Below are 18,134 nucleotides of genomic sequence, written 5' to 3' on the forward strand. Positions count from 1 at the left end.
CGGTCCATTGCTGCATTCTTGTGAGAGGGCGCCTGCCGGGCGGCAGGCGCCCTCTGCTATAACGGCACCATGCAGTTTCAAGGCAAGCTCAACGAAGCCGAGGTGCGGGAAGCCACGCGCTTCATCCGCCCGCGTGGCTACGGCGCACGCATGGCACTGTCCTACACCCGCCTGGTCGTCTATGCGCTGATCGTGGTGTTCATCCTGTACCAGTCCTTCGTCCGCCACCAGCACATTCCGCCCGTCGTGCTGGGCGTCCGGCTTGTCATCCTGGTGGTCATCGGTGGCGCCGCCTACGTGCGCTACCGCAAGGGCAGCCGCGAGGCCGTGGCCTCGCTCGACGCCTCGCTGCCCGACACCCTGCGGCTCTCCCCCGAGGGCATCCACCTCGACGGCCCCAACGGCGCGCACAGCTTTCAGCCCTGGCTCGCCTACAAGAGCTTCCGCGAGGGCGAGCACGTGGTGGTGCTGGCCCGCGTGGAAAAAGGCATGTTCAACGTGCTGCCCCTCACCAGCCTCGGGACCCCGGAGCGCGAAACCCTGCGCGGCATGCTGCAGAACTGGCTGCCCGCTCCACCGAAAACAAAGTAAACCCTCGCTGCGCCTGCTCGCGTCCCGACAGAGATCGTTCGCAGCGATCTCTGGCTACCCACCGGCCATCTTCCAGTGACTCGACCCGGCGCGCAAAGGCCCGTACGCAACGCCCGGCAGCTCCATGCTGCTTGATGTCGGCAGGCGCTCCCCCAGCCCAGCCCGGTACAAAGGAAACCTCACCCCTCGTTCCAGCCGGGCGCCTTCGCCTTCCTCTGCGAAGATGAAAGATGCGCAAAGCCTGCGAAACAGAGGATCTGGGTGAAAGTTTCGAATGCACGCATTGAGATACTCGCCGGTCTCACGGCCGCGTTATCGCTGGTTCCCGAGGTAGTCGGCTTTGCCCTAGTGGCGCACGTAAATCCCCTCACCGGCCTCTACGCGGCGTTCATCCTGTGCCTTGTCGCCGCGGTGCTGGGCGGCCGCCCCGGTATGATCTCGGGCGCCGCGGGGTCCATGGCCGTCGTCTCCGCCGGGCTCGTGGTCGAGCATGGCGAGCAATACCTGTTCGCCACCATCCTGCTGTGCGGCGTGCTGCAGTTGTTCTTCGCCTGGTTCCGTCTCGGCAAGCTCATCCGCATGGTGCCACACCCCGTCATGATCGGCTTTGTGAACGGTTTGGCCATCGTGATCGCCTCGGCACAGCTGCAGCATTTCCATGTGCGCTCGGCCACCGGCGTGCAGCACTGGATGAACCGCTCCGCGCTGTTGCTCATGCTGGCGCTTGTTGCTGTCACCGTCGCTGTGACAGTAATGCTGCCCCGGCTGACCCGCGCGTTTCCATCCGCCCTTGCCGGCATCCTTGCCACCACGGCCTGCGCCCTGGCGCTCGGCGTCCATACGCGCACCGTGGGCGACCTCGCCTCGATCCGCGGAACGCTGCCCCACTTCCATCTCCCGGGCGTCCCGTTCAACCTCCAGACATTGCGCATCATTCTCCCTTATGCGCTCGTGCTCGCCACCATCGGGCTCGTGGAAACGCTGCTCACCCTCAACCTCATCGACGAGCGCACCGACACCGAGGGCCAGCCCAACCGCGAGTCCATGGCGCAGGGCTTGGGCAACTGCGTGGGAGCGCTCTTCGGCGGCATGGGCGGCTGCGCCATGATCGGGCAAAGCATGATCAATCTCAACGCCGGCGGCCGTCGTCGCCTCTCTGGCATCGCCGCGGGCACCTTCCTGCTTGCCTTTATCCTGTTTGGCTCCCGCTTCATCGAGCGGATCCCGCTGGCCGCGCTGGTGGGCGTCATGTTCGTCGTCGCCGCCGAAACCTTCTCCTGGAAGAGCCTGCGCGGCATGGCCCGCATTCCCCGCCACGACACCCTGGTGATGCTGCTCGTCACCACCATCACCGTGTTCACCAACCTCGCCGTCGCTGTGGTCGCCGGCATCGTGATCGCGGCACTGGTGTTCGCGTGGGACCACGCGCAGGAACTCGAAGTCGCCGTGCTGCACGACGATGACCGCAAGCTGTACCGGCTCAAGGGCAGCCTCTTCTTTGCCTCGGCCGCCCAGTTCACCGGCTTTTTCGATCCGCAGGGCGACCCAGCCGATGTCTACCTTGAGTTCACCAGCGCCCGCATCATGGACGCCTCGGGACTTGAAGCCATCGAGGCCCTTGCCGCGCGCTACCGCACCCTCGGCAAGCAGTTACACCTGCTGGGCCTCAGCGAAAGCTGCGACCGCCTCCTGCGGCGTAAGGACCACGCAGGCCACCTTCTGCCTCTTTCTGAACAGTAGCCAGCCGCCTGTAGTCCGGCGCGGCAGTCGCCTCGTCTTTCAGAGGAGCCTGCTGTTAGTAAGGAGAGCTGCTGTAAGTAAGGCGCAAGGCAGAGATAAAAAAGGTGACTAACTCCGCGGCCCATCACATAATGATGAAGCCACAATTACTGCGTCGTGAACATTCGGTCATTTCTTCCACATGAAGGCGGTTGATGTTGCGCACCTACTCCTCGCTCTCTGGACGCCTCTTCGCTTTCACCACAAGTGCGGCACTCTGCCTGTCTCTCACGCTGACTGCCCAGAAAACGGCGCACGCCTACGCTGATCCAGGCACCAGTCTCATGCTGGTGCAGAGTCTCAGTGCTGCCGCTAGCGGACTCCTGTTCTACTTCCGTCGTCGCCTCAAGCTCCTGTTCACCAGGAGATCCTCCACTACCGCCGCCACGGACCAGGGTTCACCCACAAATTAGAGTGCTCTCTCCCTCGACCGCACCGCATCGCACCTTTCGTGATCCTGCCGGGAGTGTGGAACTGCGTCCCGACGGTGTTGTCCGCCGCGTGCGCGCTTCCCACGCCGAGGATGTGCTTCGCTTTCTGGATCAACCTATCGCCGCGCAGCTGGTGCAGCAGGGCCGACTCATCGCCACAACGGTGACGCCGCAGCAACCGGGCGATGCCACCGATGGTGCCGCTACGAAGAACACCCTCGTGCTCGAGCATCCGCTCATCTCCTTCATCTCCTATCCATGGGAGTGGCCGCCACACCTCTGGCTCCAGGCCGCGGAGCTTACGCTCGACCTTGCCGCTGACCTGCTCAAGCACGGGTGGACCATCAAGGACGCAACGCCTCTCAACGTGCTCTTCGAGGGCGTGCGGCCGGTCTTTATCGACCTGCTGTCGATCGAGCCGCTTGCCCCGCAAAGCCCCATCTGGCTGGCCTACGGACAGTTCATCCGCACGTTCCTGCTGCCCATGCTCGCGCACGCGCAACTGGGCTGGCCGCTTGCTGCGACGCTGATGCGGCGCGACGGCTACGAGCCGGAGGAAGTGTATGCCGCGCTCGGCTGGGGGGCACGGCTGCGACAGCCGGCGCTTACCGCCGTGACTTTGCCCTCGCTCCTGGCAGGCAAGGCAGCCGAGCGAAACGCTGGAGGCTCCAGGCCCGCGCCCACGCAGGAACCCGAACTCGCACAGCACGTGCTCGCCAAAACTTTCCGCAATCTCCGTACCCAGATGCGCCGCACCGTGCCTGCCCGGCGCGCCTCCAACTGGTCGCACTACGCCAGCACCGCCACGCACTATCACGAGGGCGACCACGCGGCGAAGCGCACCTTTGTCGGCGAGGTGCTGTCCGCCGGCCGGCCCGGGCGCGTGCTCGATGTCGGCTGCAACACCGGCGTGTACTCCCGCATTGCCGCTGAAACCGGCGCCTCGGTCATCTCCATTGATACGGATCTCGAGGCGGTGGATCGTCTGGCCGCCTCGCTTGCAAAGAGCGAACTCAGCATCCTGCCGCTGTGTGTGGATCTCGCCCACCCCACGCCCGCCATCGGTTGGGAGAACCGCGAGCAGCGCTCGTTCCTGGCCCGGTGCGAAGGCTACTTCGACCTGGTCATGATGCTGGCCGTGATCCATCACCTGCTGGTCGGCAGCCAGATTCCCCTCGATCGCATCGCGGCCCTGTGTGCTTCCATCACCACGCGCCACCTCATCGTGGAGTGGGTGCCACTCGCCGATCCCAAATTTCAGCAGATCCTGCGTGGCCGCGACGCCATCTACGCGCACCTCACCGAGGACGCGTTCCGCAGTGCTTTCCGCGTGTACTTTGCCGTCGAGCGCGAGTGCCTGCTCGAGAACGGGCGCATCCTCTTTCACTACATCCGGCATCCCGCATGAGTTTGTTTGAGCGGTCAAGCGTCGCCGCTTTCGGTGCGACTGCCGCGATCCAGCTCTACATGCTGGCGCCGTTTGCTTCTCCGACCCACGCTGCTTTTTACCACCTGCATGTCAGCGTGGCTGCCGTGCTCGCATCGATCCTGGGGTACTTTCTCGGGATCTGGCTGCTGCTCTGGGTGCTTCTCTCCGTCACCCGCCGCAGTCCGCTTCTGCATACCCTGCTGTTGCTGGAGCTTGTGCTGCTGGTCTGCTGGAAGCTTGCCAGCGCCTGGTGGTACCTGCGCAGTTTCGGCGTGCCCTTCGCAGCCAAAGCGGCGTTTGTTGTGGTCGCGCTTATCGCGTCCGCTTCCTTCCTGCTGGCTGGCAGGGGCGCTCCGCGAAGGGTGTTGCAGGTCCGCCGCTTCTGCGCCACACTCATCGGCTTCTTCGCGCTTAGCGGCGCGCTGCTGCTGGCGGAGATCCTGCTCTTCTCCTTCCAGGCGCGAAAGCTCAACGACTCCATCTCGCTACACCACGGCCCCACGCAGCCCGCCGGCCATCGCGGGCGCATCGTCTGGATCGTGCTCGATGAACTCTCCTACCGGCAGGTCTATGAGCACCGCTTTCCCGGGCTTCTTCTTCCCACATTCGACCGCCTGGCGCGTGAGTCGCTCGTGTTTACCGATGCTCGCCCCGCGGGCGACCAGACCCAGCTCGTGCTGCCTGCCTACATCACCGGCATCCCGGTGGACGCGTTGAAAGTGCAGTCTGCGCAGCCGCTGCCCTTGCTGCACAATGCGCGCACCGGCCGCTGGGCCCTGCTCGACCCGCATGACACGGCATTCCAGGACGCACTCGATGCGGGCGACCGCACAGCCGTGGCCGGCTGGTACAACCCCTACTGCCGCCTGCTCCCGTCCGTGCTCGACAAGTGCTACTGGCAAAGCCGCAACTCGCTCCCGGGCGGCATCTCCGCGGACGCCGGTCTGCGCTGGAACCTCGAGCAATACTTCGAGCGATGGAAGCAGTCCTTCCATACGCGGCCGGGGCACGATGCGGAGCATCTTGACGTGGAGGAGCCCGGTGCAGCCCACGAGCAGGACTACGCCGATCTCGTGACGCACGGCGATCTGCTGCTCAAGGATCCATCCATCACCTTCATGCTGTTGCACATGCCCATCCCGCATCCCGGCGGAATCTACGACCGCCATACCACGAGCTTTACCTCCGGGCGCGCCACCTACCTGGACAATCTCGCATTGTGTGACCAGTACCTTGCGCACGTGCGCACCATGCTTGAGCAAAACCACACCTGGGGTGACACCACTCTGGTCATCATGGGCGATCACTCCTGGCGCACCAACACCATCTGGTCGCACACACCGCAGTGGACGCCCGAGGAGCAGGCCGCCTCCGGCGGTGGCAGGTTCGACGACCGCCCGTTCTACCTGGTGCGCTTGCCGCACGATAGCAAGGGCGGACGCGAAGATGCGCCGTTCGCAACGCTGCGCACCCGCGCGCTGTTCGATGCGCTGATGCGCGGCCACGTGGAAACACAATCCCAGCTCGATCAATGGGTACGGCAGGGGCAGTAACCTTTACCATCGCGCACGCGCCACGCTGCCTCAACCCTGTGTGCATGTAAATCCCGATGCCTAGTGCCAGTCATGCGACTGCATCGACACTGCCGCAACATTCAACTCTTCCACGTGCTTCGCGCGCACATGGATCACGCTGTCGATATTCTGCAGCGTCCCTTCGATCAGCAGAAACCTCGCATACGTCACAAGCGACCGGTGCTGCTCATACAAGTCCGGATCGATAATCGCGTTGGCAATTCCGGACTCATCCTCGATCGACAAAAAGATAAATCCATGCGCGGTGCCCGGTCTCTGCCGCGCAATCACCGCGCCCGCAATGCGCGTCGTTACTCCGTGCCGCAGCCGCCGCAGGTCGCCCGCGCACACCACGCGCAAACTCTGCAACTGCGCGCGGCAGTGCGCCATCGGGTGCCGTCCAACGGTCACGCCGGTCGAGGCATAATCAGCGATCATTCGTTCCTCCGGCGCCATCGCCCGCAGCGGCGACGCAATCTCTTCATCGCGATCGAGCTCCGCCAGCAGCGGCCCCACGCGCCGCCCCGCACGCTCCACCTGCCATAGCGCCTCCCTGCGATGCACTGCCACTCCCACAACATTTAGCGCACCAATCTCCGCCAGCGTCGCAAGGTTGGCCCGGCTCAGCGACGGCACACGCCGCGCCAGCTCATCCATCGACGCGAATGCCCGCATCCCGCGTGCCGCTTCTATGTCGTTGGCACTTACCCGCTGCAGCCCGCGCACATAGCAGAAACCCAGCCGCAACGAAAGCGTGCCATTCTCTTCCTGCTCCAACGTGCACGGCCAGCTTGAGCGCAGCACGTCCACCGGCTTCACCCGCAGACCATGCCGCTGCGCATCCTTCACCAGCACCGCCGCCGAGTAAAAACCCATCGGCTGGTTATTCAAAATAGCCGCGGTAAACGCAGCGAGATAGTGAAACTTGAGCCACGCACTCGCATACGCAATCAGCGCAAAGCTCGCCGCATGCGACTCGGGAAAGCCATACAGTGCGAACGAGCTGATGGACTGGAGTATCTCCTCCTGCGCTTCGGGCGATACGCCGTTCTTGTCCATGCCCTTGCGCAGCTTGATCTCCAGCGCCCGCATCTTTTCCACCGACCGCCGACTGCCCAGCGCACGACGCAGCTCCTCTGCCTCGCCTCCGGTAAAGTCTGCAATTGTCATGGCGATGCGCAGCAGTTGCTCCTGGAACAGCGGCACGCCCAGCGTCCGCTTCAACACAGGCTCGAGCAGCAGATGCGGGTAGCGCACTGGCTGTCTCTTCTGTCGGCGCTCCATGTAAGGGTTCATCATCTTGCCCACGATCGGCCCGGGCCGGATAATCGCCACCTGCACCACCAGGTCGTAAAACCTGTCCGGCATGTTGCGCGGCAGCGACGCCATCTGCGCACGCGATTCCACCTGGAACAGCCCCACCGTGTCCGCGCGGCACAGCGACTTGTACACCTCGGCATCCTGCGGTATCTGCGCCATGTCCACGGGCTCGCCGTAGTGCCGCGGGATCAGCTCCACGCAGTCCTTCAGCACCGCCATCATGCCCAGCCCCAGCAGGTCCACCTTGATCAGGCCCATGTCGCTGCAGTCTTCCTTGTCCCACTGGATCACGGTGCGCCCCGGCATGCTCGCCGGCTCGATCGGTACCACCGCTGCAAGCTGGTCCTGCGCAATCACCATGCCGCCCGAGTGCTGCCCCAGGTGCCGCGGCAGATCCAGCATGCGGATCGATAACTCCAGGTACTTCGCAATCCTCGGATGCGCGAGATCAAAACCCGCGGTGCGAAACTGGTCCTCCATCGTATCGGTCGGGCCCTTCCACTCCCACGAACCCACCAGCCGCGTCAGCCGTGTCAGCGTTGCCTCGTCAAAGCCGAGCGACTTACCCACTTCGCGCGCTGCCGAGCGCCCTCGATACGTAATCACGTTGGCACACATTGCCGCGCCCAACTGCCCATAGCGTGTGTACACATACTGGATCGCACGCTCGCGATCACCGCCCGATGGCAGGTCAAGATCGATATCTGGCCACTCGCCGCGTACCTCCGACAGAAACCGCTCGAACAGCAGCTCCATTCCCACCGGGTCCACCGCCGTAATGCCGAGGGAATAACACACCGCGGAGTTCGCCGCCGAGCCGCGTCCCTGCACCAGAATTCCCTCCTTGCGGCAAAACTCCACAATGTCCCACACGATCAGGAAGTAGCCCGCGAGCCCAAGCCGCGCAATCATCGCCAGCTCTTTCGCGACCTGCACCTCCGCCCTGGCGCGCAGCTTCGCATCGCCCTTCGCGCCGTACCGCTTCACCACGCCTTCCATCGTGCGCTTGCACAAAAAGCTGTCCATCGACTCGCCTTCCGGGATCGGGTACAGCGGAAAGCGATAGCCCATGTCCTTCATCACAAACTGCAGCCGCTTGGAAAGTTCGCCCGTCTCTTCCACCGCGCACGGCAGGTCCCCGAAGCGATCCCACATCTCGGCCCCGCTCACCAGGTGCCGGTTCGCATTCTGCTGCAGCAGCATGCCCGCCGCATCGAGCGTGCACTTATGCCGGATCGTACTCAGCACATCGAGCACCTCGCGCTCCATCGGCGTCGCCATGTTCGCGCCATTCGTCGCAAGCAGCGGTAACTGCATCGAGCGCGCCAGCGCAACCGCCGCCTGGTTGCGCGCTTCCTGCTCGCGGATGCGATGCCTTTGCACTTCCACGTACACGTTGTCGCGGCCAAACGTACGCACCAGGCACTCCAGCGTGCGTCGTCCTTGCTCCATGCCGCCCGCCGCAAGCGCAGCAGCAAGCGGACCTTCCTCGCCGCCCGTCAGGCACACCAGCCCCGCCGCGTGCTTCTGCACCGCCGCAAGACTCGCCACGCCCTCGCCCTTTGTTTTCTGGAGCAGCTTGTAACTCGTAATCAGCCGCGAAAGATTCTGGTACCCGGCCGGCGACTCGCACAACAACGACAAGCGCACCGGTCGCTCCGGGATCGTGTGCGGTTGCCACCCCTCCGGTCTCATCTGGCCGCCCAGCTCTGCGACCGAGATCTCCGCGCCCACATGCGAGCGCATTCCCAGCTTCTGCGCCGTGGTGTACAGGCGTGGCGCTCCATATAGTCCATCGCGATCCAGGATGCCCAGCGCCGGCATGCCCAGGTTTGCCGCCTGCTGCGTCATCGCCTCCGGCAACGACGCGCCTTCCAGAAACGAGAACGCCGAGCGCGCATGCAGCTCCACATAGCCCTGGGTCTTAGTCATACTGCCCCGCCACGTACCATGCGCCGGGTTCGTGGCGCAGCCGCAAAGCCTGTCGCGGCGTTGCCACTACCGCGTCCCACTCGCTGGCCTCCCACCGTCGCCCGTCCCACCAGTACCCGCTCGTCTGCCACGGCCCGCACACCGCTTCCAAATCCATTCGCTCGCCCTTCCAGAAGAGCCGCGCAGGCGCCGCCCCGCGGAGCGAAACCGTGCATAACTGCGGCGGTCGAAACCGTCGCAACGCCGATCGTGGCGCAAACGGTTTTGCTGCCGCCGCGGCCACGTCCGCGCTCGGCGCAAACAGGCCCATCTCGAATGAATCGTCACGGTGACTGTTACATAAAGAAGGCGAGCCCACGTGCTCCTCGCCCACAATCGACCGAAGCCGCGCCAGCAGCAGATCGAGCTTGTCCGGCTCTGGGAACTGCGCCTGGAACAGCCCGCGCTGCGCCACCTGCGGCACCGCCGGCACCGCCGTCAGCGCGAGCCCCACGATCCCCGCTCGCGGCGGCTCTGCCTGCAGCTTCAGGTTCAGCAGCTTCAGCAATAAGTCGCGGCTCTGTGCCGGCAGCGCGGGCTTTACTTCCAGCACGTGCGGCGCAAGCTTCTCGAGCTCGAGCGTAAGCGTCACGCTGCGCAACGCATACGCATGCTGCACCGCCTGCCGCAATACGCGCTCCAGCATCGGCGACACCAGGAACAGCAGCGACTCCAGCGACTCCAGTGGCGCATCCAGCGCCATCTCCTCGGCCAGCACAAAGTCCGGCTCCTCCGGCGTAAACAGGCGCTCTTCCTCGCCACGCGCCAGGCGCCTGATCCGCGCACCCTGCTGGCCGATGCGGCTTACCAGCGCGGCCTCCGGCAAGGCCGCAAGCTCCGCAAGGTTGCGTATGCCCCACCGCGTGAGGGTGCTCAGCGTCGCGTCTTCGCAGCGCAGCGCGCTCAGCGGCAGCGGGGCCAGCTTCCCCTGCAGCTCCTGCCGGCTCACACTCACCACGCCCGCATAACTCCGTGCCAGCAGCAGGCTCGCTTCGGCATTGGGCGCGACCGCCACGTGCGACGGCAGCCCAAGGTCGAGCAATGCCCTGTGCAGCTTCGCGGCAAAGCTCGCGGCATCCCCAAACAGCGTCTCCATGCCCGCCTGGTCCAGCAGCAGCACCGCGGCCGGCTGCCTGGCATGCGCATACCCGTTCACGGGCGACGCCACCATCTGCACGCGCGGCGAAAACACACTCGCCGCCTCAAACAACACCTCCATCGCCGCCTGTTCTTCCACCACCGACCGGGCATGCAACACAATCGCCCCTGCCGTCTCCGCCTGCACCCTGCTCATCCCGTGCGTCAACCCAAGCGCCTTTGCCGCGCGGTTAAACGAGAAAACCCGCTCCAGCGGCGCCGTGCCCTCGATCACGGCCGCCGCCGCCGCACGCGGCTCTCCGCGCAGCCATGCCAGCGCCGGAAACTCCGGCACGCAGATCGCCGCAAAGCTCGAGGCAGCGGTCCGCGGAGAAACCACCTAGCGCCCCGCCGCGCGCATCCACGAGGGCGTTGCTGCCCACGCTGTGGCACGTCCCGGTGCCTTTTTGCCCAGGGGGCCGCCCAGGCGCTGCCGCGACACCACCGCGGTCCTAGAGAAGCCGCTCCACAACCCGGCGCTCGCCTCCGTACCCTCGGCAGCGCAGTCCAGCACGCACAACGCGCTTGACCGCGCACACGCAGACTGCGTCAGCAGCAGCAAAATGGCATCGCTCTCCTGCGCCGCCCTGCGAAACCGGAACCACGTTGCCGCGGGAATCCGCAGCGCCTGCTCCGCCGGCACGTTCGCCAGGTCCAGCACCACCACCCGAAAACCGCCCGACTGCAGCAACTGGTCCGTCGCCCGGATCGCCTTGTCCAACCGGCCCCAGGGTTTTCCCTGCGACTTCCCCTGCGACACATCCTGCTGCTTCCACGGCCGCACCGCCGCCGCCGCGCGAAAGGGAAGCGGCGCCTCCGTCCGTTCCCGTGCGCGCTCCGCCGACCGCAGGTTCGCTTGGTGGATCGGGTCGCGCTCATCCGCCTTGCGCGCGTTGTACTGGTCGTAGCGAATCTGCTCTTCCGACGCAGCCGCCAGCCCCAGCGGCTGGTTCGGCGCACCCGGCGTGCCCTGCATTTTGTGGGCCCGCGCTTCGGCCTTCTCCACCATCAGCCTGCTTAGCGCGTGGTCAAACTGTTTCGTCTCCTGCCGCGGATGCCCCGCAAACCCAGCCCGCACCGAAGCCGGTTTTGCCGGGTCCTGCGCCACTACCGCGCCCTCCACCCGCGTACCAGCCAACCCTGCACCGGTCGCGGCAAGTCCCGCACCCTGCTCCGCCAGCGGTCTATTGACACGCCCAATATCCCCGGCACCCGCTGCCACGCGCACCCACAGCAGGTTGCGCAGCGACACCCCCGCCGCCGCGGCGCTGTGCGGATCCACGCTGTCATCCACGTCCACATACGCGCATGCCGAATCCCGGGTCGCCTCTGCCAGCAGCGCAAACGCCAGCGAGGTGCGCCCGGACGACGCCATGCCCGTCAGCTCGCTGATCCCCCCAAGCGGCAACCCTCCGTCCAGCAGCCGGTCCACCGCCGTCACGCCACAGGGCAGCAGCCTGGGTGCCTGCTGCGCCTGCGGCGAGAGCGCCCCGGGGATACGAGCCGCGAGCTTTGCTTCGATCTCGCGTTTCAGCACCGCACTGTGGGAAGAAGCTGCCATTCTTTACTTTCTCCTTTTCTTCGCTCTCGAGCCCCAGCATACCTCCCCGATGCCCCCGCAAGTCAACGTGCAACATTTCTGGGGCATAGTGTTCAGGTCTGTAAGTCTTTTGCTTTCAACGGCGCTTAAAACACACAAAATGCCCAGGCGCACTTCGGTCACCAGCAGGCGGCAATAGCCCGTGAGCCGTCGGATGGCGCCCAGCCGCTTACTCGACGTCGATCTCACCCCCAGGTAACACACCTGGCCGACGAAGCCGCAAAGGGCGACCCAGCGCGGCACGCGCAAAACCAGGCAGCCTGCATGGCCCTTTCTTCTCGCCCTCTCCGCATTCCCAAGTGCGACACATTCGGCAACCTGCCGATCCCAAGGAGAGCAACCATGGCAACAACCACCGCGACCAGTTCTGTTCCCGCGATCCCGGTCTCCACCGTCATCGACAACAGCTTCAAGCTCCAGAACGCCTCGAAAACCATCCAGGTGGTCTACATGCCGCGGCACGGCGGCCCCGTCGTCGTCAATACCACGGCGAATGGAGCGAGCCTGTCCTACACCGGCCCGGAGGGCAGCTTTACCTTCAAGGACGGGCAGATCACCACGGACACCACGGCCATCGGCACACTGGTTACCGTGCTGCTCAACACCGTGCCGGACCTGCGCACGCTCTCCTTTTCGCTCCTGGTGCCCATCGTGCGCAGCAACACGGGCGCCCCCTCGCAGGAGGTGCAGACGCTCGCCATCAAGGCCACGCACCACCTCACCCTGCGCGGCCAGCCGCTGGCCGGGGCCGATTTCACCTACCAGGAGATGACCATGACCGGCACCGCCCGGGCCGTGGAACTCGCCGATTAGCCCCAGCCGTCGGCGCAGCGCATGCCGGAAGGCAATGCACAGATCCGCACAAAAAAACGGCAGAGCGCATCATGCGCTCTGCCGTTTGGCCCTGTTCACTTATTATCGTCGTTACCGTAACCAGCGATGCAGCGCTAGTTCTCGAACTCCCCGTCCCGCTCTGCCCTCGCCACGCCCTTGCGCAAGTTGCTCTGGCGCAGCATGTACACCGCGATCCCCACCAGCAGGAGCCCCAGCACCGACAGCAGCACGTGCGCGTGGTCGTGTGCCAGGTGGCCCAGCTCGCCCACCGCGGTCGGCCCGTACTTCACGGTCAAAATCGCCAGCACGCTGAAGCGCAGCAGCCGCCCCAGGAACACCGCCAGCATGAACGGCAAAACGCGCATTTCGAACACGCCCGCCGCAAACACAAACAGCTTCCATGGCGTGGGAGGCGGCAGCATCGAGGGCACCAGCAGCGCCAGAAACTCCTGCCGCTCAAACCGGTTGCGCAGCGCCTCGTACCGGGCACGGTTGATCCGTTTCAGCAGAAACAGTTCGCCGCCCGCGCGTCCCAGCAGAAACGGCAGCAGCCCGCCAATTGCCGACCCGGCAGCGCCCATCAGCACGTACACCCAGGCATGCGCGCGGTCGTTCCACATGTAGGTGGCCAGCAGCAGGTCCATGGGCACCGGGATCGTGCTCGAGTCCAGGATCGCGATAGCGCCCGCGCCCCAGAAACCCAGCGGCTTCAGCACGGCCAGCAACACCAGCGTCCACTTTTTCAGCAGCAGTCCCACGTGCTTCAAACTGCGCTCTCCGGGTCGCTCAGCGGCTCCGCCACGGTATCCGGGCCACTCGGACGGATCCCCTCGTCATCCACCGGCGCACTCACCGGCACGCCCGGGTGGCCTGTGGGATCGACAGGACGGGGCGCAGGATGGGAAGCGGGATGCGGCACAGGATGCGGCGTATTGGCATCCACCACCAGCCGCAGCGCATGCGGCAGCACCGGCAGCACCGCCCGCAATGAGCACACGGCGCCCTGCGGCGAACCCGGCAGGTTGATCACCAGCGTTGCCCCCAGCAGCCCACACACACCCCGGCTCAGCACCGCGAACGGCGTTTCCTTCAGGCCCTCGGCGCGCATCTGCTCGGCAAGCCCGTCCAGCAGCCGGCCACACACCGCGCGCGTCGCCTCCGGCGTCACATCGCGCACCGACAGGCCCGTACCACCCGTGGTCACCACCAGGCGGCTTTGGGTGGCAAGGCGGCGCAGTGCGTCTTCGATCAGGGGCTGCTCGTCTGCAATCACACACGTGTCGACCACGGGGAACCGGGCCGCCTCAAGCATGCGCACGACCGCTGGTCCCGAAAGGTCCACGCGCTCCCCACGTGCACAGCTATCGCTGACGGTAATCACGGAAACGGGAAAGGAATGGAACTCCGAAGTGGACGCGGGCGACGATTGCGACTGCGCCGAGGAATGCCCCAAAGAATGGGCCGGATGAGATGAAGAGGCTTGCTGCACGGGTTTCATTGTACGTTCATAAGCCCGCACACAGCCCGGCGTGACCCGCTCGTGACCAGGCCCGTGACGCGCTCTCCACCCGGCTGTGCCCAGTCTGTGACCCGGTAACAGCCTTGCCCCTGCTGTTCCACTGCACCCCTTGCCGCAGCGATCGCAGGAACAATGCCGTTTCCTCGACCGGGCGGTGCCCCCGCACATGCAATCCGGCACATCCCTTGCGCGGCTCTCGCGTCCAAGCACGTAGAGCAGGTGAGAGAATCAGGAGAATCAGCGCGGACCGGTCCTGCATTTCACCGCACCCCACGCTCGCCCATACATGTCGACGACCCAAGCATCGCCACCCACCCCGCCCGAGACAGAAGGGCAACCAGACCGCGATCCCGTTCGCGGCCGCCGTCGCCGCTCGGCGCGGCCACCCCGCATTGGCGACTCCGGCGAGTACGACCTGCTCCATGTCATCGAGGACCTCGAAGACGAGCGCGCCCGCGTAGCCCTGCGGGAAAAGATCTGGATCGCGCTGATCCTGCACTTCGTGCTGTTCCTCTGCATCCTGTTCGCGCCCCGCTACATCCCGCGCGTCAAGGTGCGCGACAGCACCACCTCGCAGAGCAAAGACAAGATGACCGTCCTGCAGCTGCCGCCGGACGCGCTCAAGAACCTCACCCAGCCCCGGCCCGCAGCCAAGGCCGCGCCTGCTCCGCGTCCGCAGGCCTCTAAAGCGCCCGCGGCCCCGCCTGCCCCGAAAGCAGCGCCCGCGCCCAAGCCCTTGCCCCCGGCGCCGCAGCCAAGGCCTGCGCCCACCCCGCCCGCGCCGCAAATGGCCCAGCAGCCCGCGCCCAGACCGGCCCCGGTGCCGCCCGCGCAGAACGCGCAGGTCGACGCGCCCAGGCCGCAGCCCAGCAAGCCCAACTTCGCCACGCCGCAGTCCGCCGCGGACAACGTGCAGCAGGCTGCCCGCGCCGCCCGTGGCTCCAGCGGCACCATCACCGATGAAGGCGGCGCTCCCGGCGGACCGCAGTCTGGCCGCGCCGCCGACAAGGGCGCTGTCGACATCCTCTCCGACACCCTCGGCGTTGACTTCGGCCCCTACATTCAGCGCGTCATCTACGCCACCAAAAAAGCCTGGTACCCCATCATTCCCGAGGTCGCCCGTCCCCCCATCTCCAAGGAGGGCCGCGTGCTGATCCGCTTCAAGATCCTCAAGGACGGCTCCATCACCGAGATGAAGCTCGAAGGCCCCTCCGGCACCGTCGCGCTTGACCGCGCCGCATGGGCCGGCATTGTTGGGGCCGGTCCCTACCCGTTCCTGCCCAAGGAGTTCAAGGGCCCGTTCCTGGAACTCCGCTTCTACTTCATCTACAACGACGCTAACGGAGGGATCCGCTGATGCACCCGCAGCCGTCCCGACAGCCCCTCCACCCCGGCCAGCCTGCCCGGCTGAGCGACCCGGCACGCCAGGCCGAAGCCGTGCTCACCCAGCGCCGCCAGGCTGTGGGTCTCCTGCTGCTCGCTGCCGCCATCCTCGCCCTGGTGCTCGTGCGCATGCCGCCGCACGTGCTCTTCCCGGCTGGCTGGTGGCGGTTTTAACGCGCGGCAGCCTTCCTCCATGGTTCCTCACACGCTTTTCGGTACTTCAACCCCGCTGCCCCTGCTGGTGATCCTGCTCGGCCCCACCGGCAGCGGCAAAACCGCTTTGTCCCTCCTGCTCGCCCAACGCTTCGGCGGCGAGGTCCTCTCCTGCGACTCGGTCGCCGTCTACCGCGGCATGGAGATCGGTACCGCCAAGCCCTCGGCTGCCGAGCGCTCCGCCGTTCCGCACCACCTGCTTGACCTCGTCGATCCCGACGGCACCATGACCGCCGGCCACTGGGCGCGGGCCGCCCGCGAGGCCGCCGAAGCCGTGGCCGCCCGTGGCCGCCTGCCCATCGTCTCCGGGGGCACCGGGCTCTATCTCCGCGCGCTTACCGAGGGCCTGGCCCCCTTGCCGCCTCGCTGCCCGGCCCTGCGCGCCCGGCTTGCTGCCTCTGCCGCCTCGAAGCCCCCGGGTTATCTCCACCGCATCCTCAAACGTGTCGACGCCCCCTCCGCGGCGCGCATCCATCCCAACGACACCCCCAAGCTGTCCCGCGCCATTGAAGTGGCGATGGTCGGCCCCGCGCCCATCTCTGCCGCCGGCCGCTCCCCGCTCGAGGGCTTTCGCCTGCTCCGCATCGGCCTCAACCCCCCGCGCCCTTCGCTGTACCAGCGGCTCAACGAGCGCGCCGCCCACATGTTCGCAAGTGGCCTGCTGGAAGAGACCCGCACCCTGCAGCGGCGCTACGGTGCCGACACCCCCGCCCTGCAGTCGCTCGGCTACCGCGAGGCCGCCGCGGTGCTGGCCGGGCAGCTCAGCGAACAGGCAGCCATCGCGGCGGCGCAGCAGGGCCACCGCAACTACAGCAAGCGCCAGCTCACCTGGTTTCGTCGCGAGCCCTCGGTGCACTGGTTCCAGGGCTTTGGTCATGACCCGGAGATCGCCGCAGGCGCCATCGCGCTGGTCGAGTCCATGCAGGCAACACCGCCGGTACCCGGCACTGGCGATCCCGCGTCCTGATCCGCAGCGATCAACTTTCGAGCGCTCGCCGCTGACCAGGCGCAATGCGCTAACACCCCGCCTTCGGCGAGCAAACGCAGAAAGGCCGGGCACCGGCCCGGCCTTTTCTGCTCCAGCGTGTTGAAAGCCTGCTACTGCACTACAAGGCTGATCGTCAGGTCATGCTCACTCACCGACGACCCCACGTTGCCATCTACCGCCACGTTGATCGGGTAGGTTCCGGGCAGCGTGCCCGTCGCCACCGAAGGCGCATGCTTCAGGTAGTCATACCGCTGCGAGCAGCCGCTCAGACCAAGGCCCACGCCGCCCAGCAGCATGGCCACGCCAAGCATCTGCAGGCCCTTGTATCCCTTGCGTCGCCGCCCGGCCAGGCCGAGCAGCACCAGCGACCCCGGGAAGAGCATCGCCATTGCCAGCGCACTGTGCCGTTCAATCGCCGACGAGGCCGTGCCGGAAGGCGCCTGGGTCGTAATCTCCACTGTGCTCACAAACGTGCCGTTGGCCGTAAGCGTCTGCTGCGTCGGGTTGAACGCGCAGGTCACCTGCGCCGGCAGGTTGGAGCAGGACAACTCCATCGATCCCGTGTAGCCGCCGACCGAGGTCACCGTGAGTACGCTGGTGCCGTAAGCTCCCGCAGTCACGGTCAGCGTCGACTGCGACGCCGTCACCGTAAAGTCCGGCAGCTGTGTTGTGGCCGCGGGCGTTGCCACGGCCGTTGCAACAGAAGCCGAGTTGGCAAGGGCCGTTGTCGCTGCGTTGTAGTTGGCCGTGACCGCAAGCTGGCCGCCGCCGCTGACGCTCTTGGTGGTTGCTGCCGGCAGTTGTGCCACCGTCAGGCTGGCCGTTCCATCCGCCGCCACGATCGCCGAGCCAAGCGACTGGCCGCTGGCCAGCACAAAGTCCACTGTGCCCGTGGTCACCGGCGTGCCGGTGGAGGTCGCAACCCTAGCCGTGAAGGTCTCGCCGGTGCGAATGCCGGTATCCACCGCCGAGGCCACCAGCGTCGTCCGCGTGGGCGCGGCATCCTGTACGCTCTGGGCCTGCGCCGCCGGGTGCGCCAGCAGGGCGCCCGCCAGCATCACACACGCTGTGGCTACATGCCGCGAAGCGCGCAGGGCTGCCGTCAAAGAAGAGAAATCAAGGAACTCGAGAGGGTGCTTCTGCCGCATTGTCAGTTCGTTTTCCTCTGCCCGTTTAGGGGTTTCCGCAACGTGCAGGTGCGGCAGACCATATTGTAGCCGGGCCGGCGTCCATGTGCGCGCAAGCGTGCTTCCCGGCGCGCCTTCCGCAGGCAGGCCCACGCAAACAGCAGTCTGGTCCCCGCCTGTGACCCTGCGGCAAACAGCACCCCCAACCGCAGGGCCGGAGAGCCCCGTGCCATCTGCG

General features: G+C 66.1%; 15 protein-coding genes. 9 read left to right on the plus strand and 6 right to left on the minus strand.

From position 1 onward, the window contains the following. The first annotated feature begins 69 nt into the window (after window positions 1–69). The 5 genes from D1Y84_RS08290 (at window position 70) to D1Y84_RS08310 (ending at window position 5,783) form a co-directional block, all read left to right on the plus strand. Window positions 70–591: a hypothetical protein gene (locus D1Y84_RS08290; RefSeq protein WP_124848093.1), complete on the plus strand. Its 522-nt coding sequence runs from the start codon at window positions 70–72 to the stop codon at window positions 589–591. 261 nt (window positions 592–852) lie between these two features. Then, the gene (locus tag D1Y84_RS08295) at window positions 853–2,331 is read left to right on the plus strand and encodes a SulP family inorganic anion transporter (RefSeq protein ID WP_124848094.1); all 1,479 of its coding nucleotides are present in this window, start codon (window positions 853–855) and stop codon (window positions 2,329–2,331) included. Window positions 2,332–2,525: 194 nt separating this feature from the next. Beyond that, window positions 2,526–2,783 carry a hypothetical protein gene (locus tag D1Y84_RS08300; RefSeq protein WP_233581277.1) on the plus strand — a complete coding sequence of 86 codons (258 nt, stop codon included), beginning with the start codon at window positions 2,526–2,528 and terminating at the stop codon, window positions 2,781–2,783. An 88-nt stretch (window positions 2,784–2,871) separates the two neighbouring features. Then, window positions 2,872–4,209, plus strand: coding sequence for a bifunctional 2-polyprenyl-6-hydroxyphenol methylase/3-demethylubiquinol 3-O-methyltransferase UbiG (locus D1Y84_RS08305; protein ID WP_233581278.1), 1,338 nt, complete (start codon window positions 2,872–2,874; stop codon window positions 4,207–4,209). Continuing rightward, window positions 4,206–5,783, plus strand: a complete 1,578-nt coding sequence (locus tag D1Y84_RS08310) for a sulfatase-like hydrolase/transferase (protein WP_124848096.1) — start codon at window positions 4,206–4,208, stop codon at window positions 5,781–5,783. The genes D1Y84_RS08305 and D1Y84_RS08310 overlap by 4 nt, the downstream gene beginning before the upstream one ends. 60 nt (window positions 5,784–5,843) lie before the next feature. Here D1Y84_RS08310 and D1Y84_RS08315 read toward each other — a convergent pair whose 3' ends face one another. From D1Y84_RS08315 to D1Y84_RS08325, 3 genes are read right to left on the minus strand one after another with little or no spacing between them, the layout of a single operon-like run. After that, window positions 5,844–9,056 (minus strand): error-prone DNA polymerase, encoded by a 3,213-nt coding sequence (locus D1Y84_RS08315; protein ID WP_124848097.1) that lies wholly within the window; start codon window positions 9,054–9,056, stop codon window positions 5,844–5,846. Further along, the gene (locus D1Y84_RS08320; RefSeq protein ID WP_124848098.1) at window positions 9,049–10,572 is read right to left on the minus strand and encodes a DNA polymerase Y family protein; all 1,524 of its coding nucleotides are present in this window, start codon (window positions 10,570–10,572) and stop codon (window positions 9,049–9,051) included. Before D1Y84_RS08320 ends, D1Y84_RS08315 begins: the two co-directional genes overlap by 8 nt. Then, a complete protein-coding gene (locus D1Y84_RS08325) occupies window positions 10,573–11,793 on the minus strand; it encodes a recombinase A (protein ID WP_124848099.1) in 1,221 nt (406 codons plus the stop codon). 381 nt (window positions 11,794–12,174) lie between these two features. Here D1Y84_RS08325 and D1Y84_RS08330 point away from each other — a divergent pair, with 381 nt between their 5' ends. Beyond that, window positions 12,175–12,645, plus strand: coding sequence for a hypothetical protein (locus tag D1Y84_RS08330; RefSeq protein WP_124848100.1), 471 nt, complete (start codon window positions 12,175–12,177; stop codon window positions 12,643–12,645). A 134-nt stretch (window positions 12,646–12,779) separates the two neighbouring features. Here D1Y84_RS08330 and D1Y84_RS08335 read toward each other — a convergent pair whose 3' ends face one another. Beyond that, complete coding sequence (locus D1Y84_RS08335; RefSeq protein WP_233581561.1) at window positions 12,780–13,424, minus strand: YqaA family protein; 645 nt, start codon at window positions 13,422–13,424, stop codon at window positions 12,780–12,782. 5 nt (window positions 13,425–13,429) lie between these two features. Beyond that, complete coding sequence (locus D1Y84_RS18900; protein ID WP_370245737.1) at window positions 13,430–14,353, minus strand: MogA/MoaB family molybdenum cofactor biosynthesis protein; 924 nt, start codon at window positions 14,351–14,353, stop codon at window positions 13,430–13,432. 118 nt (window positions 14,354–14,471) lie between these two features. On the opposite strand from D1Y84_RS18900, the gene D1Y84_RS08345 reads away from it, so the two are divergent. From D1Y84_RS08345 to miaA, 3 genes are read left to right on the plus strand one after another with little or no spacing between them, the layout of a single operon-like run. Beyond that, a complete protein-coding gene (locus D1Y84_RS08345) occupies window positions 14,472–15,542 on the plus strand; it encodes an energy transducer TonB (protein WP_124848102.1) in 1,071 nt (356 codons plus the stop codon). After that, window positions 15,542–15,742 carry a hypothetical protein gene (locus D1Y84_RS08350; RefSeq protein WP_124848103.1) on the plus strand — a complete coding sequence of 67 codons (201 nt, stop codon included), beginning with the start codon at window positions 15,542–15,544 and terminating at the stop codon, window positions 15,740–15,742. Before D1Y84_RS08345 ends, D1Y84_RS08350 begins: the two co-directional genes overlap by 1 nt. A gap of 19 nt (window positions 15,743–15,761) precedes the next feature. Next, a complete protein-coding gene (gene miaA / locus D1Y84_RS08355) occupies window positions 15,762–16,748 on the plus strand; it encodes a tRNA (adenosine(37)-N6)-dimethylallyltransferase MiaA (RefSeq protein ID WP_124848104.1) in 987 nt (328 codons plus the stop codon). Window positions 16,749–16,879: 131 nt separating this feature from the next. Here the strand turns inward: miaA and D1Y84_RS08360 are convergent, their stop codons facing one another. Beyond that, complete coding sequence (locus D1Y84_RS08360; protein WP_124848105.1) at window positions 16,880–17,917, minus strand: hypothetical protein; 1,038 nt, start codon at window positions 17,915–17,917, stop codon at window positions 16,880–16,882. Between the last annotated feature and the right edge of the window lie 217 nt (window positions 17,918–18,134).

The organism is Acidipila sp. EB88, from assembly GCF_003858395.1.
GTDB lineage: Bacteria > Acidobacteriota > Terriglobia > Terriglobales > Acidobacteriaceae > EB88.